At 67.7% G+C, this 20103-nt stretch carries 19 protein-coding genes and 1 tRNA gene; 11 read left to right on the plus strand and 9 right to left on the minus strand.

Annotation, left to right across the window (positions count from 1 at the left end; translation table 11 throughout):
• Positions 1 to 3: 3 nt before the first annotated feature.
• From AWB92_RS26345 to AWB92_RS26355, 3 genes are all read right to left on the minus strand, one after another.
• On the minus strand, positions 4 to 576 hold the full coding sequence (locus AWB92_RS26345) for a hypothetical protein (RefSeq protein WP_085190889.1): 573 nt from the start codon (positions 574 to 576) through the stop codon (positions 4 to 6).
• Positions 577 to 595: 19 nt separating this feature from the next.
• A complete protein-coding gene (locus tag AWB92_RS26350; protein WP_142282322.1) occupies positions 596 to 931 on the minus strand; it encodes a hypothetical protein in 336 nt (111 codons plus the stop codon).
• A 106-nt stretch (positions 932 to 1037) separates the two neighbouring features.
• Positions 1038 to 1391, minus strand: a complete 354-nt coding sequence (locus AWB92_RS26355; protein ID WP_085190893.1) for a hypothetical protein — start codon at positions 1389 to 1391, stop codon at positions 1038 to 1040.
• A 107-nt stretch (positions 1392 to 1498) separates the two neighbouring features.
• Between AWB92_RS26355 and AWB92_RS26360 the strand changes: the two genes are divergently transcribed.
• The 3 genes from AWB92_RS26360 (at position 1499) to AWB92_RS26370 (ending at position 4984) form a co-directional block, all read left to right on the plus strand.
• Positions 1499 to 2395, plus strand: a complete 897-nt coding sequence (locus AWB92_RS26360; protein ID WP_085190930.1) for an NYN domain-containing protein — start codon at positions 1499 to 1501, stop codon at positions 2393 to 2395.
• A 23-nt stretch (positions 2396 to 2418) separates the two neighbouring features.
• Positions 2419 to 3621, plus strand: a complete 1203-nt coding sequence (locus AWB92_RS26365; RefSeq protein ID WP_241523586.1) for an MFS transporter — start codon at positions 2419 to 2421, stop codon at positions 3619 to 3621.
• A gap of 133 nt (positions 3622 to 3754) precedes the next feature.
• Positions 3755 to 4984, plus strand: coding sequence for a cytochrome P450 (locus tag AWB92_RS26370; RefSeq protein WP_085190895.1), 1230 nt, complete (start codon positions 3755 to 3757; stop codon positions 4982 to 4984).
• A 13-nt stretch (positions 4985 to 4997) separates the two neighbouring features.
• On the opposite strand, the gene AWB92_RS26375 is transcribed toward AWB92_RS26370, so the two are convergent.
• Entirely contained in the window at positions 4998 to 6440 is a 1443-nt protein-coding gene (locus AWB92_RS26375; protein ID WP_085190897.1) for an amidase, read from the minus strand.
• Between the two features lie 106 nt (positions 6441 to 6546).
• On the opposite strand from AWB92_RS26375, the gene AWB92_RS26380 reads away from it, so the two are divergent.
• Complete coding sequence (locus AWB92_RS26380; protein ID WP_241523588.1) at positions 6547 to 7893, plus strand: hypothetical protein; 1347 nt, start codon at positions 6547 to 6549, stop codon at positions 7891 to 7893.
• Position 7894: 1 nt separating this feature from the next.
• On the opposite strand, the gene AWB92_RS26385 is transcribed toward AWB92_RS26380, so the two are convergent.
• Positions 7895 to 8926 carry a fused (3R)-hydroxyacyl-ACP dehydratase subunits HadA/HadB gene (locus tag AWB92_RS26385; RefSeq protein WP_085190899.1) on the minus strand — a complete coding sequence of 344 codons (1032 nt, stop codon included), beginning with the start codon at positions 8924 to 8926 and terminating at the stop codon, positions 7895 to 7897.
• Between the two features lie 308 nt (positions 8927 to 9234).
• Between AWB92_RS26385 and AWB92_RS26390 the strand changes: the two genes are divergently transcribed.
• Both AWB92_RS26390 and AWB92_RS26395 read left to right on the plus strand, forming a co-directional pair.
• Entirely contained in the window at positions 9235 to 9861 is a 627-nt protein-coding gene (locus AWB92_RS26390) for a DUF5134 domain-containing protein (protein ID WP_241523589.1), read from the plus strand.
• A 92-nt stretch (positions 9862 to 9953) separates the two neighbouring features.
• The gene (locus AWB92_RS26395) at positions 9954 to 10940 is read left to right on the plus strand and encodes a cation diffusion facilitator family transporter (RefSeq protein ID WP_085190903.1); all 987 of its coding nucleotides are present in this window, start codon (positions 9954 to 9956) and stop codon (positions 10938 to 10940) included.
• Here AWB92_RS26395 and AWB92_RS26400 read toward each other — a convergent pair.
• Positions 10937 to 12229 (minus strand): divalent metal cation transporter, encoded by a 1293-nt coding sequence (locus AWB92_RS26400; RefSeq protein WP_085190905.1) that lies wholly within the window; start codon positions 12227 to 12229, stop codon positions 10937 to 10939. The two genes, AWB92_RS26395 and AWB92_RS26400, sit on opposite strands and share 4 nt — an antisense overlap.
• Before the next feature lie 105 nt (positions 12230 to 12334).
• On the opposite strand from AWB92_RS26400, the gene AWB92_RS26405 reads away from it, so the two are divergent.
• Positions 12335 to 13138 carry a mycofactocin-coupled SDR family oxidoreductase gene (locus AWB92_RS26405; protein ID WP_085190907.1) on the plus strand — a complete coding sequence of 268 codons (804 nt, stop codon included), beginning with the start codon at positions 12335 to 12337 and terminating at the stop codon, positions 13136 to 13138.
• Between the two features lie 184 nt (positions 13139 to 13322).
• On the opposite strand, the gene AWB92_RS26410 is transcribed toward AWB92_RS26405, so the two are convergent.
• Positions 13323 to 13408 (minus strand) — tRNA-Tyr (locus AWB92_RS26410).
• A gap of 69 nt (positions 13409 to 13477) precedes the next feature.
• On the opposite strand from AWB92_RS26410, the gene AWB92_RS26415 reads away from it, so the two are divergent.
• A complete protein-coding gene (locus tag AWB92_RS26415) occupies positions 13478 to 13969 on the plus strand; it encodes a YajQ family cyclic di-GMP-binding protein (protein ID WP_068109396.1) in 492 nt (163 codons plus the stop codon).
• A gap of 19 nt (positions 13970 to 13988) precedes the next feature.
• Entirely contained in the window at positions 13989 to 15476 is a 1488-nt protein-coding gene (locus tag AWB92_RS26420) for an NAD(P)/FAD-dependent oxidoreductase (protein WP_085190909.1), read from the plus strand.
• On the opposite strand, the gene AWB92_RS26425 is transcribed toward AWB92_RS26420, so the two are convergent.
• Complete coding sequence (locus AWB92_RS26425; RefSeq protein ID WP_085190911.1) at positions 15404 to 16846, minus strand: trypsin-like peptidase domain-containing protein; 1443 nt, start codon at positions 16844 to 16846, stop codon at positions 15404 to 15406. The genes AWB92_RS26420 and AWB92_RS26425 overlap by 73 nt on opposite strands.
• Before the next feature lie 149 nt (positions 16847 to 16995).
• On the opposite strand from AWB92_RS26425, the gene AWB92_RS26430 reads away from it, so the two are divergent.
• Both AWB92_RS26430 and AWB92_RS26435 read left to right on the plus strand, forming a co-directional pair.
• Positions 16996 to 18021: an NAD(P)H-dependent glycerol-3-phosphate dehydrogenase gene (locus AWB92_RS26430; protein WP_142282324.1), complete on the plus strand. Its 1026-nt coding sequence runs from the start codon at positions 16996 to 16998 to the stop codon at positions 18019 to 18021.
• A 232-nt stretch (positions 18022 to 18253) separates the two neighbouring features.
• Positions 18254 to 19753 carry a SulP family inorganic anion transporter gene (locus tag AWB92_RS26435; protein WP_085190915.1) on the plus strand — a complete coding sequence of 500 codons (1500 nt, stop codon included), beginning with the start codon at positions 18254 to 18256 and terminating at the stop codon, positions 19751 to 19753.
• Positions 19754 to 19757: 4 nt separating this feature from the next.
• Here the strand turns inward: AWB92_RS26435 and AWB92_RS29915 are convergent.
• The coding region (locus tag AWB92_RS29915) for a hypothetical protein (protein ID WP_085190917.1) at positions 19758 to 20103 on the minus strand (346 nt) is incomplete at its 5' end.

The following is a 20103-nucleotide window of genomic DNA, read 5'->3' on the forward strand; positions in this document are numbered from 1 at the left end:
ACCTCACGCGTCGTCGACCCGCCGCTGGGCCAAGTCCCGGCACGCTGCTTCGTGAGTGCGCTCGGCGTTGGCCAGCAGCCGGTCTCGCACCCGTGGCCACCAAAAGATCTCGACGGCAAAGAGCACGACGATCAGCCACGACACGGTGGCGACCCGGGGCGTCGCAAAGACGCTGTCGATCGCCGCAAGGACAAGCGCCGCCGCGCCGCCCAACCACACCAACCACTGCCAGCGGCGTGCTTGCCGACCGGCGTCGCGCAAAGCGCCGGCATACTCGACGGCCGCGGGTGCCAGTCGCGCCGCCTTGGCGAGGTGGTGGCCGCGGCGCACCGCGGAACTGACCGCGACCCGCTCGGCGGGGCTGAGATCGATCGCCGCGGGCCACGACTTACCCATCCGCCGCGCCATCATGACCCCGTTGAAGACGCTGATTACAACAAATACGACCGGCGCGCTGATTATCACCCCCGACTCCGCAAATGCCAGGGCTGCCACGAACACACCGGCTGGGATCCCCAGGCACACCGCCCGGAACAGGGGACCACCGCGCCATACCCATGCCGGGATCAAAAGCATGCTGCGATTGTCGCGCCTGCTACAGCCCGGGCAAACAGAGGGGAAAGTAGCAGGGCTGGTTGGGACCCTGGGCTTTCCGGGTGAGGTCCAGCAGCCTGATGATCGCCATTCCCAGCATCCCTTCTATCTCCGGCTGCTGGTCGGGAGGGAGATTCCGCGTCTCCCGATCAACGACGGTGACCTGCTGTTGCAGTCCCGCTAGTCGCTGGTTTCGCTGCGCGGGGGTGAGGCTGTCCCACGTGTCGTCCAACTCGGTGATCTGCCGCAGCAGTTCCTGTACCTCAGCCTTGGGGTCGGCCTGAGGCGAGGGCGGCTGCAGCGGGTAGACGTGGCTCGGCACCGGTTGCGCCGTCACGTCGGCCTCTGCGGGAGTCGCTGTCAGGATCGCGCCGGCTAACAGGAGGGCCTCAATTATCGCCGTAATTCTCGTTGAGACGAAACGCATTTGGTATCCCTGGACACTACGGCGCGAACGCGCAAATCAATCCGAGCACCCGCTCACACTCCTCGCGGGTGCGGAAGACGGGCGGCGGCGGTGGCGGGGGAGGTCCCTCGATGATGTTGTCGGGGCAGCCACCGTAGTACCCGGGTGGACACTGCTCGTGATAGACGTGGCAGACGTTCAGGTCCCACCCGGTGGCCCGCAACCCGGGCCACACGTAGTCGCCCGGGCACCAGCGCATCCCGGGACCGTGGTAGCACCCCGTCCTCGACGAGCAGTGGTCGTCGTCGGCGTGGGCGGTGCCCGCGGGCGCCCCCGCTGCGGCCACCGCCAAGCCGGCCGAGACGAGGACTCCGGCGAGGACTCGCTTCATGCAGTTAGGTTGCGGCACACCGCTTGCCAAATTTTCGCCGATTTCTTGCGGAATTCTTGCGTTGGCCGATGACGGCGCGACTGCCGGCGCCTGACAAGATTGCGGGCATGACCGAACCGGCGATGGCCCGCGTGGCGGTCTACCTCGACTTCGACAACATCGTGATCTCGCGGTACGACCAGGTGAACGGGCGCAACTCGTTCCAGCGGGACAAGGCCGCCGGGCTCGAGCAGCACGCCGATCGGCTGGGCCGGGCCACGGTCGACGTCGGCGCGATCATCGACTTCGCGTCGTCGTTCGGGACGCTGGTGCTCACCCGTGCCTACGCGGACTGGTCGGCCGACGTCAACGCCGGCTATCGCGGACAGCTGGTGGCCCGCGCGGTCGACCTGGTCCAACTGTTCCCGGCGGCGGCCTACGGCAAGAACGGCGCCGACATCCGGCTGGCCGTCGACGCGGTCGAGGACATGTTCCGGCTGCCCGACCTGACCCACGTGGTGATCGTGGCCGGCGACTCCGACTACATCGCACTGGCGCAGCGCTGCAAGAGGCTCGGCCGGTACGTGGTCGGCATCGGGGTGGCCGGCGCGTCGAGCCGGGCGCTGGCGGCCGCCTGCGACGAATTCGTCATCTACGACGCGCTGCCGGGGATTCCGGTGTTCGAGCCCGAGCCGGCCGGCGCCGGCACCCAGGTCGCCAAACCCAAAAAGGCAAACGGCCGCGGCAAGGCGGACAAGCGCGAGGAACCCGAGGAGCCGCCCGACCCGCAGGCCGCCGCCACCGCGCTGCTGACCCGCGCGCTGCAAATCGGGCTGGAGAAGGACGACGTCGACTGGCTGCACAACTCGGCCGTCAAAGCGCAAATGAAACGGATGGACCCGTCGTTCAGCGAGAAGTCTTTGGGATTCCGGTCATTCAGTGACTTCCTGCGTTCGCGGTCCGACGTCGTCGAGTTGGACGAGAGCTCGACGACCCGGATGGTGCGGTTGCGCGGTAAGGACTAAGCGCCTCCCCTACGCTGACGACCGTGACACGGGAAGCGATCCGACCGCGACGCTCATGGCCCGCCTGGCTCACCCGCAACGTCCGGGTGCTCTCCGGGGTGTCGTTTCTCCAGGACGCCGCCAGCGAACTGCTGTATCCGCTGCTGCCGATCTACCTCACGGCCGTGCTCGGTGCACCGCCGTCGGTGGTGGGAGCCGTCGAGGGGGTGGCCGAGGGTGCGTCGTCGCTGACGAAGCTGGCCGCGGGGCCGCTGGGCGACCGGTTTGCGCGGCGCCCGCTGATCGCCACCGGCTACGGGATGGCGGCGCTCGGCAAGATCATCATCGCGGTGGCCGGGGCGTGGCCGGGCGTGCTGGCGGGCCGCGTCGTCGACCGGCTCGGCAAGGGCATTCGCGGCGCCCCGCGGGACGCGTTGCTGGTCGACGGGGTGGACGAGGCAGAGCGCGGCCGGGTCTTCGGCTTCCATCGCGCGATGGACACCTTGGGCGCCGTTGTCGGTCCGCTGCTCGGGTTGGCGGGCTACGAGCTGCTGGACCACCGGATTCCGCCGTTGCTGTATGTCGCCATCGTGCCCGCCGTCCTCAGCGTGGCACTCGTCTTCCTCGCGCGAGAGCGCAGCCGGCCCGCCCCGCGACCGCAGCGGCAGTCCATGTGGGCCGGCGTGCGCACGTTGCCGCGGCCCTACTGGCGGGTCACCGCGCTGCTCATCGGCTTCAGCTTGGTGAATTTTCCGGACGCCCTGTTGTTATTGCGGCTCAACGAGATTGGCTTCTCGGTGATCGAGGTGATCCTGGCCTACGTCGGATACAACGCGGTGTACGCCCTGGCCAGCTACCCGGCCGGGTCGCTCGCCGACCGTATCGGCAAGCCGGCGTTGTTCGGGATCGGTCTGGCGTTCTTCGCGATCGGCTATACCGGGCTGGGGCTGACCACCGACCTGGTGACGGCATGGCTGCTGATCGGCGCCTACGGCGTGTTCACCGGCTGCACCGACGGCGTCGGGAAGGCCTGGATTTCGGGTCTCGTCGGCAAGGAGCATCAGGCGAGCGCCCAGGGCGTGTTCCAGGGCGCCACCGGCCTGGCCGTGCTGGTGGCCGGGCTGTGGGCGGGCTTCCTGTGGGGTTCGAATGGGCAACTGCCGTTGCTCATTTCGGGAATCGCGGGCGGTGTGTTCGCGCTCGTGCTGCTCGCCGGCCAGCTGGCCCGCGCATCGAAGCAGGGGTGACCTTCGGGCGGCAATACACCCAGCGCGATTATGTATGGCGGGTTACTGGCAAGTTTCTGCTGGGCACCCGATATCGTTGACAGCGGCGCGGCGTGGCCATACATTCTGAGGAACTCGTCGCGAGGAGACCGTCATGACCGTCGGTGCCGCTCCCCCAAGCGTTTTCGATGCCGGCCTGCCGACGCTGGAGTACGACGCCGAGGAATCGCCGGCCGACGTCTATCCCCGCCTGCAGGCGGCGCAGCGGCAGGCGCCGGTCGCGCTGGGACCGCACGGGCCCGAGGTGCTCTCGTATCACCTGGTGCGGTCCGTCCTTCGGGACCCGCGGTTCCTGATCCCGCCCGGCATCAACCTGCTCGCTCAGGGCGTCACCTCGGGGCCGTTGTGGGACAAGGTGGTCAACAGCCTGCTGTGCCTGGAGGGCGACGAGCACCACCGGCTGCGCAGCCTGACGTCCAAGGCGTTCACGCCCCGAGCGACGCTGCGCCTGCACGACACCATGGTCGCGGTGATGAACGAGCTGGTCGATCAGGTCATCGACACGGGTCGCTGCGACGTCGTCACCGACCTCGCCCGCCCTTACCCCGTCCCGATCATCTGCGCGTTGCTCGGCGCGCCGCGCGAAGACTGGCAACAGTTTTCGTTGTGGGCCGACGACGTCTTCAAGGCCTTCAGCTTTACCGTCGATCTTCGCGCAGTCGAACCGGTCGTGATGCGCGCGTGGCGGGAGCTCGACGACTACGTCGACGACATGGTCGCCCGGCGCCGCACCAGCCTCACCGACGACCTGCTGTCCGACCTCATTCGCGCCGAGGATGACGGCGACCGGCTCAACGCGGCCGAACTGCGCATGCTTGCCGGCGGCCTGCTGCTCGCGGGCACGGACACCACCCGCAACCAGGTGGCCGCCTCGGTGCACGTCCTGTGCGAACACCCGGACCAGTGGGCGCTGCTCAAGGGGAACCCGGAGCTGGCGATGCCCGCGGTAGAGGAGACCATGCGCCACTCGCCGATCGCGAGCGGAACCCTGCGGCTGGTGGCCCAGGACGCCGAGCTGGACGGCTACCTCTTCCCCGCCGGCACCATGGTCCTGGTGAATACCGCTGCGGCCAACCGCGATCCGGCGGTCTACGACGAGCCGGACCGCGTCGACATCACCCGCCAGGGAGCGCCGCCCATCCTGACGTTCGGCGGCGGCGCGCACTACTGCCTGGGCGCCAACCTGGCCCGGCGCGAGATCGCCGAGGCACTCAATGTGATCGCGGCCCGGCTGCTGAACCCGCGCATAGCCGGGCCGGTGCCGTGGAAACCGATGGTCAGTTTGAGCGGTCCGCTGAGCCTGCCCATCGAGTTCGACACGTAGGCCGCGTGGTCCGTCAGGGAACCGACGGATGAGTCGACGCCCAGGGATGCGCCGATTCCAATTGCGCCGCAACACGAATGAGCACATCCTCGCGGCCGTAGGCGGCGGCGAGCTGGACACCGATCGGGAGGCCTTCGGCGTTGCGGTGCAGGGGCAGGCTGATGGCCGGCTGCCCACTCATGTTGAACGGTGGCGTGAAGGCCGCGAACTGGCCGGCACGGCGCATGGGCGCCGTCGGGTGCGCCGGGTCGTTCTCGAATTCCGCTAGGGGCAGCGGGGGTTCGGCCACCGTCGGCGTGAGCAGGAGGTCCCAGCCGTCGGCCCACCACTGCTGCAGCGCCCTGCGGAAACCCCACACCGCCTCCTGGGCGACGGCGTAGTCGATCGCGGTCAACCGCTGCGCGCGCTCGACGTGCACCCAGTTGACCGGCTCGATGTCATCGGCCGTCACCTCGCGTCCGAGCGTCTGGCCGAACCCGCGCGCCGCCATCGCCAACTGGGTGGCCCACAACGCCATGAACTTTGTCACCAAGGAGGTGTCGGCCAGGCACGCCGGCCAGGCCGGCTCGACGGTGTGGCCGAGGCCCTCCAGCATCGACGCAGCGGCGCGCACCGCCGAGACGCAGTCGTCGTGCAGGAAGTCACCGCGCGGGTGCACGTCGAGCAGCCCGATGCGCAACCGGCCAGGGTCGGCGCCGACCTCGTCGGCGTAGGGGCGCTGCGGCGGCGGGGCGATGACGGAGTCGCCGACACCGGGGCCGCGCACCGCGTCGAGCAACCGCGCCGTGTCGCGCACCGTGCGGCTGACGCAGAGTTCGACGCCCAGGCCGGCTTCGGAGCGGACGGGGCCCGTTGTGATTCGTCCCTGGCTCGGCTTGAGGCCCACCAGCCCGCAGCACGACGCCGGGATTCTGATGCTGCCGCCGCCGTCGGAGGCGTTGGCGAACGGCACCATCCCGACGGCCACCGCCGCCGCGGCGCCGCCACTGGAGCCGCCCGGGGTGCGGTCGAGCGCCCACGGGTTGCGGGTCGCTCCCCAGGCCAGCGGCTGTGTGGTGGGCAGGCTGCCCATCTCGGGGCTGTTCGTCCGCCCGGCGATCACCAGGCCGGCCGCCTTGAACCGGGCGACCAGCGTCGTGTCGGCCGCGTCGATCTTCGCCGCCTCTTTCAGCGCGACGTTGCCGTTCGACATGGTCTGGCCGGCGAAGCTCGTGTACAGGTCCTTGAGGAGGAACGGGACGCCGTGAAACGGGCCTTTGGGCAGGTCGGGGCCGGCGGCCACGGCTCGGGCGTGATCGAACCACTCGATGACGACCGCGTTCAGCGCTGCGTTCGACCGCTCGATGCGCTCGATCGCCGCCTCGAGCAGCTCACCAGGCGTGACCTCGCCCTTTGCCACCAGCGCCGCCTGGTCCGTGGCGTCCATCCAGCGGGTCTCGTCGGCAAGGCTGCTCATGGCTTTTGGTGTACCACGTGTGACCAAGACGCCCGCGCACAATTCGCGGTCGGTCCGGGCCGGCTTTACGCTCGGTGGTTACAGGAACTTAACGGGGGTTTTGTTGATGCGTGGGATCCGGGGGCGGACTCTGCCCGCACACAGGCTTGCCCTGGTGGCGGCGGGCTGCGCCGTCGTCGCGTCCTGTTCGGCAACGGTGGACCCGCCCGCGGCCACGCCGACCACCTCGAGCTCGACCTCGTCGACCACGGCCAATGCGGCGCCCGCGCCGCCCCCGGTGACGGGCCCGTTGGAACGGGACTGGAAGAGCTACGGCGGGACGGCCTACGTGGGATGTCCAGAGAAATTCGTTGAGCGCAAGTCGGCGCTCGAGGACATTCGCCCCAAGGTGTTCGACACCAAGACGGGTCAGTACGTGGTGCCGGGCGTGCCCACGGTCCCGGCCGGCGAGACCCTGTCGGGCGGCATCTGCGCGCTGACGGGGACGGCCGACAATATGAGGGTCGTTTACGTGGTGACGACGACCAAGGCGGCGCAAGGCTCGCAGCCCGAAACCACGAAGGCCACGGCCTACGCTTTCGACCTCAAGACGAGCCAGCCCCTGGTGACCAAGGAGCTGGCGCCACCGACGCCCGACCTGAAACTGACGGCGGCGAACGAGTGGGGTCTGGCGGCGACCGCCACCGGTGTGGCGTGGGTGAACGCGTTCACCGACGGGCACAGCGCCGCGTCGCCGCCGCGGACCGTCATCCTTTCCGGGACCGATCTGTCGATGATGTGGAACGACCCGCAGCCCGGCCGGGTGTGGCAGGACGTGCTGTCGTTCCAGCGCAACACCGACGCGGCCAAGGCGTCGGGAGCGGAGCTGCGCCGGCCGAGCGGTGAAGCGATCTATCAGGACAACGACATCTGGACCGTCGACGGCGAGTTGTCGGACGGCCCGGACGCACTGGTGAAGATCACCCACTGGGATTCCTACAACCCCCCGGTGGTGTCGACGATGTTCTACGACCTGAACGCGAAATCCCTTATCAAGGTTGGCGATTCGGATCGGATCTCCGGCGGTGGATTGTCCGCCACGTTGTCGGACGGGAAATTATTCGTCGACGCCCTCAAATCGGACAATTCGCAGTTCGGGTTCGGGGTGTGGAACCTGCACACCCAGCACTGGGATCTGTTGAAGACGCGCGATGACGCCAAGAAGATGTCGATCGCGAAACTGGCGTACTTCCAAGACCACCTCTACATCACGAACGTCGGCAACACGTACGCCGTGCTGGCCCTGCCCGCCCCCGATCCGGTCGCGACGACGTGGTCGGTCCGGCCGTTCGCGCGGATCTCGGGCTGGACGCTGGTGTGCCGCGGCGAGAACGCCGCCGCCCTGAACGGGGACTGCAAGGACATCGTGATGGTCCAGGACCAGGACGGGCACTTCCCCGGGCCCTGGTTCTGAGTCAGCTAAAGCGGACGTTGAGCGTCGCCATCCCGAAGATCTTCTGCCCACCGGACTTCGCCGCGACCACGACGACACCGCTGCGGGTCTCCGGGTCCAGGGACTTGATCCGCCCGGTGAACTCGATGTCGGCGCCCTCGGCGGCCGACACGATCGCGGGCTGGGACAGCCGCACCGCGTACCGGGTGACCGCGCCGGGATCGCCCGTCCACGCCGAGGCAAATCCCGCACCCAGGCCCATGGTGAGCATTCCGTGCGCGATGACGTCGGGCAAGCCGGCCAGCTTGGCGATCCCCTCGTCCCAGTGGATCGGGTTGGCGTCGCCGGCCACGCCGGCGTAGTTCACCAAGTCGCCGCGGGACAGTCGGGTGTGGTGGGTCGGTAGCTCGTCACCGACCTTCACGTCCTCGAAGGACGGGGTGCCCGGCGTGCGCGTGGCGCCACCTTGGGCGACCCGAACCTCACCCTCGGGGCGCACCGTCTTCTGATATCCGGCAGCGCCTTCGCCGATCGCGACGATGTCCACGTCGTGCATCATGATTTTCGGCACCGCCAGCTTGATCGCCGGATCGACGTCTTCGGCGGTGATGCCGACGACGGTGGTGTGCAGGGTGTGCACTCGCTCGCCCTCGGCGTCGGTGAAGGTGTTGGTGACGGTGATGAAATCTCGGCCCGCGGTTCTGCGCACCGACGTCAGCTCGACGTCGACGAGCAGCTCGTCGCCGGCCACGATCGGGCGGTGCTGCTCGAACACTTCTTCGGTCTGCAGGTAGGTGTCGTAACCGACGACCACCGACTCGAACATCCGGCGATTGCAGGTCATGCCGGGCACCGACGTGAACGTCAGCGGCGCCACCAGCCCGGAATAGCCCAGCTCAGCGGCGGCGGCGACATCCCAGTGCGCGGGGTGATAGTCCTGCACCGCGCGGGCGTATTCGCGCACCTTCTCGCGGCCGACCACGTAGGTGCTGTCCATCTGGTAGTAGTGGCCGACCCGCGATTCCAGCGCCGGCGCATCCGCTGCTGCGGTCATGAATGCTCAACTTTCCTGCCGGCCTGTTTGCTGACGCCGGCCGGAACACCCTAGCGCGCCGACACCCGGGCGACACCTGCAGGTCATGTTCGCGTGGCGCTTGACCGTATATACCCTACGGGGGTACCGTTACGGCCATGAACGAAACTGGAAACTGTGCCTGCAAATCAACCGGCTGTGCGTGCGGTACCTCCGCGTGCACTCAATCGGCTGGCTGCCAGTGCGGCCATCCGGACTGCACCTGCAACGACTGATCACTCCTAGCTAAGGCCTCGACAGCGTCGGGGCCTTAGCTATTTCATCTGCTGATGGGCGACGTCGTGCTCCGATGGATGCTCACCGCACTCTTCGGCGTCAGCATCGCAACGTACTCGTATACCCTTGTCGCGCAACGCGGCCGGTGGACCAGCACTGTCAACCACCTTTTGCACCTGGCCATGTCGGCGGCGATGATCCTGATGGCCTGGCACGCCGGAATGGAACTGCCGAGCGCCGGGCCGATTGCCTTCTTCCTCTTGGCGGGTCTGTGGTTTGCGTTTCTGGCCGGCCGAGTTTCCCGCGACCGAGTGACCAACTCCTACTACGCGGTGATGATGGTGGCGATGGCATGGATGTCCGCGGGGATGAATGGCATGGCGAGTCAGACGCCCGAGCACCCGATGGCGGGTTCGATGGCCATGAATTCCTCCGGGATGGACGTCGACACTCCCGGTATGGAGATGCCGGCGCAGCACTTGGCCTCGACCGTAGCCGGACCGGTGAACGCGATCGCCACCTTGGGGTTCGCGATGGTGGCGCTGTATTGGCCCTGCCGTTACATCGCTTCGCGGCGAAGGGGTCCGGAACCGCGGGGCGCACTGGTCGCGCGATTTGAACCGATATACCAGGCGTTCACCGCGGCGGGCACAGCGCTGATGTTCGCCGCGCACCTGTAGGGCAGCCGAGGACTTACTCGTGTCGACGCCGCAGTCGGCGCTGCCGCCGACTCGCATTCGCGATCGCCGTCCCAATAACTTATTATCTGCGTATGCATGCAGATAGCCATGCCCACGACCACGGGCACGAACACGCCCACGGCATTCGTGGCATCGTGGCGCAGCTCTTGATGCCGCACAGCCACGACGCCGCCGACAGCGTCGACACCGCCCTGGAATCCAGCGCCATCGGCATCCGGGCGGTCAAGGTCAGCCTGGTCGGGCTGGGCGCGACCGCGATCGTGCAGGTGGTCATCACCGTCGTCTCCGGATCGATCGCCCTGGCCGCCGACACCATCCACAACTTCTCGGACGCCCTGACCGCGGTCCCGCTGTGGGTCGCGTTCGCGTTGGGCACCCGCCCGGCGACGCGGCGCTATACCTATGGCTACGGCCGGGCCGAGGACATCGCCGGCTTGTTCGTCATCGGCATGATCACGATGTCGGCGATCATCGCGGGCTACGAAGCAATCGTGCGTTTGATCCACCCCGTCGCCATCGAGCACGTCGGCTGGGTCGCTGCCGCCGGCGTGATCGGCTTCCTCGGCAACGAAGTCGTCGCCCTGTACCGGATCCGGATCGGGCGCCGGATCGGGTCGGCCGCCCTGGTCGCCGACGGCCTGCATGCCCGCACCGACGGATTCACCTCGCTGGCAGTGCTTTTCGGGGCCGGTGGCGTCGCCCTCGGCTACCCGCTGGCCGACCCGATCGTCGGCCTGATCATCACAGTGGCGATACTGGCCGTGCTGCGCGGCGCGGTGCGCGACATCTTCCGCCGGCTGATGGACGCCGTCGACCCCGAGCTCGTCGACACCGCCGAGACGACACTGGCCGCGCGGCCGGGCGTCCGCAGCGTGCGCCGGGTCCGGATGCGCTGGATCGGACACCGCCTGCACGCCGACGCCGAGCTGGACATCGATCCCACCACCAGCCTCGAGGACGCTCACCGCATCGCTCACGACGCCGAACACCAGCTCACCCACGCCGTGCCCCGGCTGGACAGCGCGCTCGTGCACGCCTACCCGGCGCACGCCGGCTAGGTGAAGCCGAGGGCCTGCGGGACCATGTAGAGCCCGAAGCCCATCACGACCAGGCAGAGCGCCCACGCGATGTATTTGCGGGGACCGCGCATGCGCCACTCCTCGGGCAGCGCACGGGATTCCAGGGCCAGCAACAGGCCCAACACGATGGGGAGCAGCAGGGCGTTCATCACCTCGACGTCGACGGCGAGGTTGACCAGGTCGACGCTGGCCAGCACGAGTGCGGCGCCGATAACGTGCGCGAGCCCGTATGTGATGTAGAACTTGGCGGTCGCCCGGTTGGGCCGCTGGTTGAGGGTGTGCTTCCAGCCGAAGACCTCGGACAGTCCCCAGGCGCCGGCGAGGGACGCGACGATCGCGGCGACCAGCGCCGCGCCGAGCATGCCCAGCCCGAACAGGACCGTGCCGCCGACGCGGCCCAGGTACGGCGTGAGCGCGTTGGCGATGTCGCCGACGGTGTTCAGCGCGGTCTCGCCGCCATGGGCCCCGATCGTCGAGGCCACGGTGACCACCACCGAGATCATGATCAGCTGGGTCAGCACGGCGCCGGCGGCGGTGTCGTGGCGCGCCTGGCGGATCGTGGCCACCGACAGGTGCTTATCGACGACCGCGCCCTGCTGGTAGAACACCATCCAGGGCATGATGACGGCGCCGACGTTGGCGGCGATCAGCAGCAGATACGACGAGTTGCCCAGCGGCATCGACTTCAGGCCCTCCACAAAGGCTTTGGGCTCGGGCCGCGACATCACCATGGCGACCAGGAACGCCAGTTCGGCCGAGCCGATGACAAGGCCGATGCGTTCCACGCGCCGGTAGCTGCCGGTCAGCGCCAAGGCCAGCAGCGCGGCGGTCGCGATCGGGATGCTCACCCAGCGCGAGACGCCGAACAGCTCTCCGACCCCGGCGACGCCCGCGAACTCGGTGAGCAACGCCCCGATCGACGACGCGAACAGCGTGAACGCCGACACCCACGCCCAGAAGCGGCCGAACCGTTCCCGGATCAGCGCGCCGTGTCCCTTCTTGGTGACGATGCCCAGCCGCACCGTCATTTCCTGAACGACGTAGAGGATCGGCATAAGGATCAGCTGCGGCAGCACCATCCGATAGCCCCATTGGGCGCCGGACTGCGACGCGGTGATCAGCGATCCCGCGTCGGTGTCGGCCAGCATCACGACCAGCCCCGGGCCCCACACCGTCAGCAGCCCCCAGCGCAGCCACCGACCGCGGCGCGAGACCGACTCGGGCGGCTGATCTGACGGCTCGGCCACCGGTGTGGTTGTTTCGGTCACCCTTGACCAACTCCTTCGTGCGGCGGCAGCGACAGATCCGTCCAACTTAGCCTCACCTAACCAGCCGGTGTCAACGCGCCCGGTTTGCCGTTACCGTTGCCCGCTATGGGTGCATTGGAAGGGCGCGTCGCGCTGATCACGGGAGCGGCACGGGGACAGGGGCGCGCACACGCCCTGGCACTGGCGGCCGAAGGCGCGAACATCGTCGCCGCCGACGCGCCCGGACCGATGGTGGACCTGACCTACCCGCTTGGCACCAAGGACGACCTGCACGACACGGCTAAGCAAGTCGAAGAGCTCGGCAAACGTTGCCTGCCAATAACTCTCGACGTGCGCGTCTCGGCGCAGGTCGACGCCGCGGTGCGGCAGGCGGTGACAGAGATGGATGGCCTGCACATTGTGGTGGCGAACGCCGGCATCGTCAGCACCGGCCCCCTCGAGCAGGTGAGCGACCAGGTCTGGCAACAGCTGCTCGACACGAACCTGACCGGTGTATTTCACACGCTGCGCGCGGCCATCCCGGTGATGCGACGCCAGCGCTTCGGCAGGATCGTGGTGACGTCCTCTATGGGAGGCAGGATGGGCATCCCCGAGTTGGCGGCATACAACGCCACCAAGTGGGGCATCATCGGTCTGGCCAAATCCGTCGCCCTCGAGGTAGCCAAAGAGGGCGTCACGGTGAACGTCGTGTGCCCGACGACAACCCACACACCGATGGTTCAGCCCACCGAAAGTGACGACGTTCCCGACGATTTGGTGCGCCGGATGATGAGGGCCAACCCGATACCTCAGCCGTGGCTGCAACCCGAGGACGTCAGCCGCGGGGTCGTGTACCTGGTCACCGATCCCGGAGTCATCACCGGCAGCGTCCTCGAGATCGGCCTCGGTGGCAGCGCGCGCATGCACTAGTCCGATGGTGGCGACCTCCAGTCGGTTCGCCTTTTCTCAGCGCAATGAAACGCGTCGAGTCAGCTGCGGCACCGCAGGTTGCGCCGAGCTCGCTGTCCTCCACTCCCGGTGCGCAGCCGCCTTCACCGGGGTTGAGGGAGGGTTGTGAACGTCGCCCCGCGGCCGCGCAAGTAGGCCCTGACCTTGGTGGCAGGTACAGGATTCGAACCTGTGTAGGCGTAAGCCGACGGATTTACAGTCCGCTCCCATTGGCCGCTCGGGCAACCTGCCGCCAGACAGGTTACAACGAACGGGTAGACAAGGCACAAACGGCTATCACCCGACGAAGGGACGGATCGAATGGCGGACTCATCGTTCGACATCGTCAGCAAGGTCGATCGGCAGGAGGTCGACAACGCGCTCAACCAGGCCGCCAAGGAGCTGGCCACCCGTTTCGACTTCCGCGGCACCGACACCAAGATCGAGTGGAAGGGTGACGAGGCCATCGAGCTGACGTCGTCCACCGAGGAGCGGGTCAAGGCCGCCGTCGACGTATTCAAGGAGAAGCTGATCCGCCGCGACATCTCGATGAAGGCCTTCGACGCGGGCGAGCCGCAGGCCTCCGGCAAGACGTACAAGGTCAGCGGGACCCTGAAGCAGGGCATCAGCAGCGAGAACGCCAAGAAGATCACCAAGCTGATCCGCGACGAGGGCCCCAAGAACGTCAAGACCCAGATCCAGGGGGACGAGGTCCGCGTCAGCAGCAAGAAGCGCGACGATCTGCAGGCCGTTATCGCGCTGCTCAAGCAGGCCGATCTGGACGTGGCGCTGCAGTTCGTCAACTATCGGTAGCTATGAAGCGAGGTTCACGATGACGGTGACTCCGCAGCAGGTGGACCAGTTCGACATCATCATCGTCGGCGCGGGCATCTCCGGCATCGACGCGGCCTACCGGATCACCGAGCGCAACCCGGGCGTGACCTACACCATCCTGGAGCGCCGCGCGCAGATCGGCGGCACCTGGGACTTGTTCCGCTACCCCGGCGTCCGCTCCGACAGCAGCATGTTCACCCTGGCGTTTCCGTTCGAGCCGTGGAACCGGAAAGAGGGGATCGCCGACGGCGGCCACATCCGCGAGTATCTGAGCGCCACCGCGCGCAAGTACGGAATCGACCGCCACATCCGCTTCAACAGCCGTGTCCGCGCGGCGGATTGGGACTCGTCCACCGACATGTGGACGGTCACCGTTGAACAAGACGGGGCCAGCAGGAGTCTGCGAAGCCGCTTCGTGTTCTTCGCGAGCGGCTACTACAACTACGACGAGGGCTACATGCCCGAGTTCCCCGGCATCGAGCAGTTCGGCGGCACCGTCGCGCATCCCCAGCGCTGGCCCGAGGACTTGGACTACGCCGGCAAGAAGGTCGTGGTCATCGGGAGCGGGGCGACCGCCGTCACGCTGATCCCGTCGATGGCCGAACGCGCGGGAAAAGTGACCATGCTGCAGCGGTCGCCGACGTATCTGGTCTCGGCGTCCAAGTACGGCAAGGTCGCCCCCGTCGCTCGTAAGCTGTTGCCGCGCAGGGCCGCTCACCTGCTGCTCCGGATTCACACCGCGCTGATGGAGTCGGTGTTCGTCTTATTGTCCGGCAAGGCACCGGGTTTCGTGCGCTGGCTGCTGCGGCGCAGGGCGATCAGCAAGCTACCCGCCGGCTATGAGGTCGACGTCCATTTCAAGCCGCGGTACAACCCGTGGGACCAGCGGATGTGCCTGATACCCGACGCCGATTTCTTCAGCGCGATCAAAGCCGGCCGCGCCGAGGTGGTCACCGACCGCATCGACCACTTCGATGCCACCGGCATCGCGCTCGAATCCGGCCAACACCTCGACGCCGACATCATCGTCACGGCGACCGGCCTGCAGCTGCAGGCGCTGGGCGGGGCCGCCATCAGCCTCGACGGCGAACCGGTCGATCACCGCGACCGCTTCGTCTACAAGGCGCACATGCTGGAAGACGTGCCCAACCTGTTCTGGTGCGTGGGTTACACCAAGGCGTCGTGGACGCTGCGCGCCGACATCACCGCCCGGGCGACGGCAAAGCTGATGGCGCACATGGCTGCCCACGGCTACACGCACGCCTACCCGCACCGGGGCAACGAGCCGATGGACGTCAAGCCGTCCTGGGACATCAAGGCCAACTACGTGAAGCGGTCGGGTCATGCGCTGCCCAAGTCGGGCACCCGTCGGCCGTGGAATGTGCGGCAGAACTACTTCGCCGACGCCCTCGACTACCGCTTCGACCGCATCGAGGAGTCGATGGTGTTCGGCCGCGCGTCCGACCGGGCGTCGCTCGCGGGGTGAATTCGCGTCCCGCAATTGGGGCAGAACGTCTCGGCGGGGTGGTGTTCGGCCCCGCAGCTCGAGCAGAAGTGCGGTTCGGTCTCCGTCGGCGGTTCCGGGGGCTTGCGAGTAAACGGCCGGAAAGCCGAGATCCTGACCGGGGACAGCAGCGGCCGGCGCCCCCGAACCACCAGGAGTGTGAATCCCGCGCCCGCGGCAAGCACCAGCGCGACGCCAGCGACGATGTACCACAACAGGTTTGCGCCGCTGAGCACCGAGAAGTCACCGTGCTGCTGGCGCAGGTTGGCCGCGCTGGTGCGGAGATCGGTCAGCCCGGGATAGTCGGGTGACATCGACAGCGTCTGGTCGAAGTCGTCGATCGCCTCGGTGTATTGGCCCGCGTAATAATGCTTGAGGCCCTTGCGGTAGTACGCGTCGGCGGGCCCCAGCGTCGCCTTGACGCCCTTGCTCGCCATTATCGCGGCGAGGCCGTCGGCGGGTGCGACGAAGTTGAACGCCTGCGGTTCGCCGACGGGGGCGAAGCTGTTGATGCCGATCACCTTGCCGTTGAGGTCGACGGTCGGGCCACCGCTCATGCCCTCCGAGACCGCGGCATCGATCTCATACTCGGCGGCCGAACCCATGGTCGACTTCTTGCTGACCCTGCCGCTCTTGTTCGTCGGGTCCAGCGAGGGACCGGTGATGTTCTCGGTGCTCTGCGAAAAGCCGACCGCCAGAACCGATGTGCCGATGCTGACGTCGGCGTCGCCGGCGAGCTCCGACGACGGCAGGTTGTGCTTGTCCACCTTGAGCAGGGCCACGTCGCCCTTGCCCAGCGGCCGGAAATCCACGACGCTGGCCGCGAGCTTGCCGGCGAGCTTGGTCCCGGTGCCGTACGACAGCGCCAGGCTGATTTCGGGACCCCGGTCGGGGGTGTCGCCTTCGACCCGCGCGTTCTTGCGCAGCCAGTCCAGGGTCGTGGCGGGGTCCCGCGATTCGGGCGCGTCGGGGAACTGGGTGACGTATTCCTTGGCCGCGCGCTTGAGGATCAACAGCTTGGCGCTCTCGGAATCGACGCAATGTCCGGCCGTGGCCACCCAGCCGTCGGGGTTGACGACGAAACCGGTGCAGCTCCAGGTCGCGATGAACGGCATGGTCGTACCGGGGCCGAACTGAGACAGGATCTGGCCGTCGGGCAGCCGCACCGCGCCGTAGCTTTGACCGGCGAGGTACATCACCGCGGGCCGGATCATGGCCGCCGCCCGTTCCTCCGGGTTGACGCGCGGACGGCCGTCGTCGGCCGCCGCGATCCCGGGCGAGCCGACCAACATGGCAAGAGCGGCCGCCGACAGCAATGCGGACACGCGGCCGCAACGAGCGCGTCCGGACATGCATCCTCCTCGTATGAACCTGTCCCTTGACGATCGGGCACGCCGAGCGGCGGAAGTAGGGGCGGAAGTCCCCTGCCGTCGGGTCCTTGGTTCCGAGAAACGCACAGTTGGTGAACTGCTTCTAAATCTCCGATGGCGGCAATACTGTGATCGCCATGGCTATGCGTGAACCGAACGTTGTCGTTCTCGGTGGCGGATCATGGGGAACCACCGTCGCGTCGATCTGCGCGCGCCGCGGGCCGACGCTGCAATGGGTGCGTTCGGAGGAAACCGCCACCGACATCAACGACAACCATCGCAACACGCGCTACCTCGGCGAGGGCGTCGAACTGAGCTCAACGCTGCGCGCGACCAGCGACTTTGCCGAGGCCGCCAGCTGCGCCGACGTCGTCGTCATGGGCGTGCCGTCGCATGGCTTCCGGGGGGTCCTCACCGAACTGGCCAAGGAGCTGCGGCCCTGGGTGCCGGTCGTGTCGCTGGTCAAGGGGCTCGAGCAGGGCACCAACATGCGGATGTCGCAGATCATCGAGGAGGTGCTGCCCGGCCACCCGGCGGGAATCCTCGCCGGGCCGAACATCGCGCGCGAGGTGGGCGAGGGCTACGCCGCCGCGGCGGTGCTGGCGATGCCCGACCAACACCTGGCGACCCGGCTGTCGGGCCTGTTCCGCACCCGGCGGTTCCGCGTGTACACCACCGACGACGTCATCGGCGTCGAGTTGGCGGGCGCGCTGAAGAACGTCTACGCCATCGCCGTCGGGATGGGCTACTCGCTGGGGATCGGGGAGAACACCCGCGCGCTGGTGATCGCGCGTGCGCTACGGGAGATGACCAAGCTCGGGGTGGCGATGGGTGGCAATCCCGACACCTTCCCGGGCCTGGCGGGGCTCGGTGACCTGATCGTGACCTGCACGAGCCAGCGCAGCCGCAATCGCCACGTCGGCGAACAGCTCGGCGCCGGCAAGCCGATCGACGAGATCATCGCCTCGATGAACCAGGTCGCCGAGGGCGTCAAGGCCGCCAGCGTGATCACCGAGTTCGCCAATGAGTTTGGCCTGAACATGCCCATCGCCCGCGAGGTCGACGCGGTGATCAACCACGGCTCGACCGTCGAGCAGGCCTACCGCGGCCTGATGGTCGAGGTTCCCGGGCACGAAGTCCACGGGTCGGGCTTCTGATTCGTCAACCAAACAACTCGTAACGAAATTATTTGCATTCCATATGCGCCCGCACGGTCGGCTTGACCCGCGCTTCGTCGCGCCAATACCGTCGAACGAGGCAGCCAGGCCCTGACGGCCGGATCGCGCAGTTGTAATCGCCTGTGCGCCAACAAGCTACGCCGACGTAGCCAAGTGCAGTTACGGGGCTCAAAACATTCCCCGCTTACACCCAACGAGTGGAAAGCGACCGATGCAAGACATTCAAATGGAACGCATACGATCCATCCTCCGACACGACCTACCCTCGTCCCTGGTGGTTTTCCTGGTCGCGCTGCCGTTGTCGCTGGGGATCGCGATCGCCTCGAACGCGCCGGTGCTGGCGGGGCTGATCGCCGCGATCGTGGGGGGAATCATCGTCGGGTCCCTCGGCGGATCGCCGTTGCAGGTGAGCGGTCCCGCCGCCGGCCTGACGGTGGTGGTCGCGGGCCTTATCTCCGACTTCGGTTGGGGCGTAACGTGTCTGATCACCGCCGCAGCGGGCGTGCTGCAGATTCTGTTGGGGCTCAGTCGTGTTGCGCGCGCCGCGCTGGCGATCTCACCGGTCGTCGTGCACGCCATGCTGGCGGGAATCGGGATCACCATTGCGCTGCAGCAGGCGCACGTCTTGTTGGGCGGAAAATCCAAAAGCACGGCCTGGCACAACCTGATCGGCCTGCCCGGCCAGATCATCGATGCGCATCGGCCCGGGGCGCTGCTGGGCGCGCTGGTGATCGTCATCCTGATCGCCTGGCGCTGGGTGCCGGCTCGGCTGCGCTTCGTGCCGGGACCGCTGGTGGCCATCGTTGCGGTGACGGTCGTCTCGCTGGTCCTGCCGTTCCACGTGCGACGGATCGAGATCGACGAGTCGCCCCTGAATGCGCTGCGGCTGCCCGACATTCCGCACGGCAACTGGGGCGCGGTGGCCATCGGCGTCATCACCGTCACGCTGATCGCCAGCGTCGAAAGCCTGCTGTCGGCGGTTTCGGTGGACCGAATGCACAACGGCCCGCGCACCGACTTCGACCGCGAGTTGATCGGGCAGGGCACCGCGAACTTCCTGTCCGGGACCATCGGCGGGCTTCCGGTAACCGGTGTAATCGTCCGCAGCTCAACCAATGTCAACGCGGGCGCGAAATCCCGCGCCTCCTCGATCATGCACGGCGTGTGGATCCTGCTGTTCACGGTTCCGTTCGCGGAGCTGGTCGAGCAGATCCCGACGGCGGCGCTGGCGGGCCTGCTGATCGTCATCGGCATCCAGCTGCTGAAGCCGGCGCACATCGAAACGGCAATGAAGCACGGCGATCTCGCCGTCTATGTCGTGACCGCGGTCAGCGTCGTCTTCCTCAACCTGCTGCACGGGGTGATGATCGGGCTGGCCCTGGCCATCGTGTTGACCGGATGGCGGGTGATCCGGGTCAAGGTCGAGGCCAAGCCGGTGGGCGACGACTGGCGGGTGGTGATCGAGGGGCCGGCCTGCACCTTCCTCGCCCTGCCCCGGCTGACCCGTGTGCTGGCGTCCATCCCGACGGGAGCCCTTGTCACGGTGAATATTTCGACTCAGTACCTCGACCACGCCGCGCATCAGGCGATTACCGATTGGCAGCGCCAGTACGAGGCGACGGGCGGCACGGTGCGGATCGAGGGGATCGCCGAGACCGATGAGCGCGCGGCCGATCTGGTCGAGCACCAAAGGCCCGAAGCCGCCGCCTGATTGGCTACTGCTGCCCCGGCGCCCCGTTCAAGCCAAGCAAGATGCCGCCGGTCCCGCCGGCGCCGGGCGGCTCCTTGAACGGGGCCTCTCCGGAGTTACCGCCGGCGCCGCCGTTACCGATCAGCTGCGCGTTGCCGCCATTCCCCGGTATGCCGCCGAGGTTCGTGCTGACGCCGCCGTCGCCGCCGGCGCCACCGTTGCCGATCAGTGCGGCCTTGCCGCCGTTTCCGCCGGGTCCGCCGTTGGTCATTATGGACGCCCCACCGTTGCCACCGGACCCGCCGTTGCCGAACAGCAACCCGGCAGCCCCGCCGTCGCCACCGGCCCCGCCGACACCGCCGGCCCCGCCG

Origin of the sequence: Mycobacterium sp. IEC1808, assembly GCF_002101935.1 — a bacterium.
Taxonomy (GTDB): Bacteria; Actinomycetota; Actinomycetes; order Mycobacteriales; family Mycobacteriaceae; genus Mycobacterium.

Excerpts from the sequence above, each read along its gene's own strand:
- AWB92_RS26345 (WP_085190889.1), bottom strand. The coding sequence starts at position 576 with ATGCTTTTGATCCCGGCATGGGTATGGCGCGGTGGTCCCCTGTTCCGG.
- AWB92_RS26355 (WP_085190893.1), bottom strand. The coding sequence starts at position 1,391 with ATGAAGCGAGTCCTCGCCGGAGTCCTCGTCTCGGCCGGCTTGGCGGTG.
- AWB92_RS26360 (WP_085190930.1), top strand. The coding sequence starts at position 1,499 with ATGACCGAACCGGCGATGGCCCGCGTGGCGGTCTACCTCGACTTCGAC.
- AWB92_RS26370 (WP_085190895.1), top strand. The coding sequence starts at position 3,755 with ATGACCGTCGGTGCCGCTCCCCCAAGCGTTTTCGATGCCGGCCTGCCG.
- AWB92_RS26375 (WP_085190897.1), bottom strand. The coding sequence starts at position 6,440 with ATGAGCAGCCTTGCCGACGAGACCCGCTGGATGGACGCCACGGACCAG.
- AWB92_RS26380 (WP_241523588.1), top strand. The coding sequence starts at position 6,547 with ATGCGTGGGATCCGGGGGCGGACTCTGCCCGCACACAGGCTTGCCCTG.
- AWB92_RS26385 (WP_085190899.1), bottom strand. The coding sequence starts at position 8,926 with ATGACCGCAGCAGCGGATGCGCCGGCGCTGGAATCGCGGGTCGGCCAC.
- AWB92_RS26390 (WP_241523589.1), top strand. The coding sequence starts at position 9,235 with ATGGGCGACGTCGTGCTCCGATGGATGCTCACCGCACTCTTCGGCGTC.
- AWB92_RS26395 (WP_085190903.1), top strand. The coding sequence starts at position 9,954 with ATGCATGCAGATAGCCATGCCCACGACCACGGGCACGAACACGCCCAC.
- AWB92_RS26405 (WP_085190907.1), top strand. The coding sequence starts at position 12,335 with ATGGGTGCATTGGAAGGGCGCGTCGCGCTGATCACGGGAGCGGCACGG.
- AWB92_RS26415 (WP_068109396.1), top strand. The coding sequence starts at position 13,478 with ATGGCGGACTCATCGTTCGACATCGTCAGCAAGGTCGATCGGCAGGAG.
- AWB92_RS26420 (WP_085190909.1), top strand. The coding sequence starts at position 13,989 with ATGACGGTGACTCCGCAGCAGGTGGACCAGTTCGACATCATCATCGTC.
- AWB92_RS26425 (WP_085190911.1), bottom strand. The coding sequence starts at position 16,846 with ATGTCCGGACGCGCTCGTTGCGGCCGCGTGTCCGCATTGCTGTCGGCG.
- AWB92_RS26435 (WP_085190915.1), top strand. The coding sequence starts at position 18,254 with ATGCAAGACATTCAAATGGAACGCATACGATCCATCCTCCGACACGAC.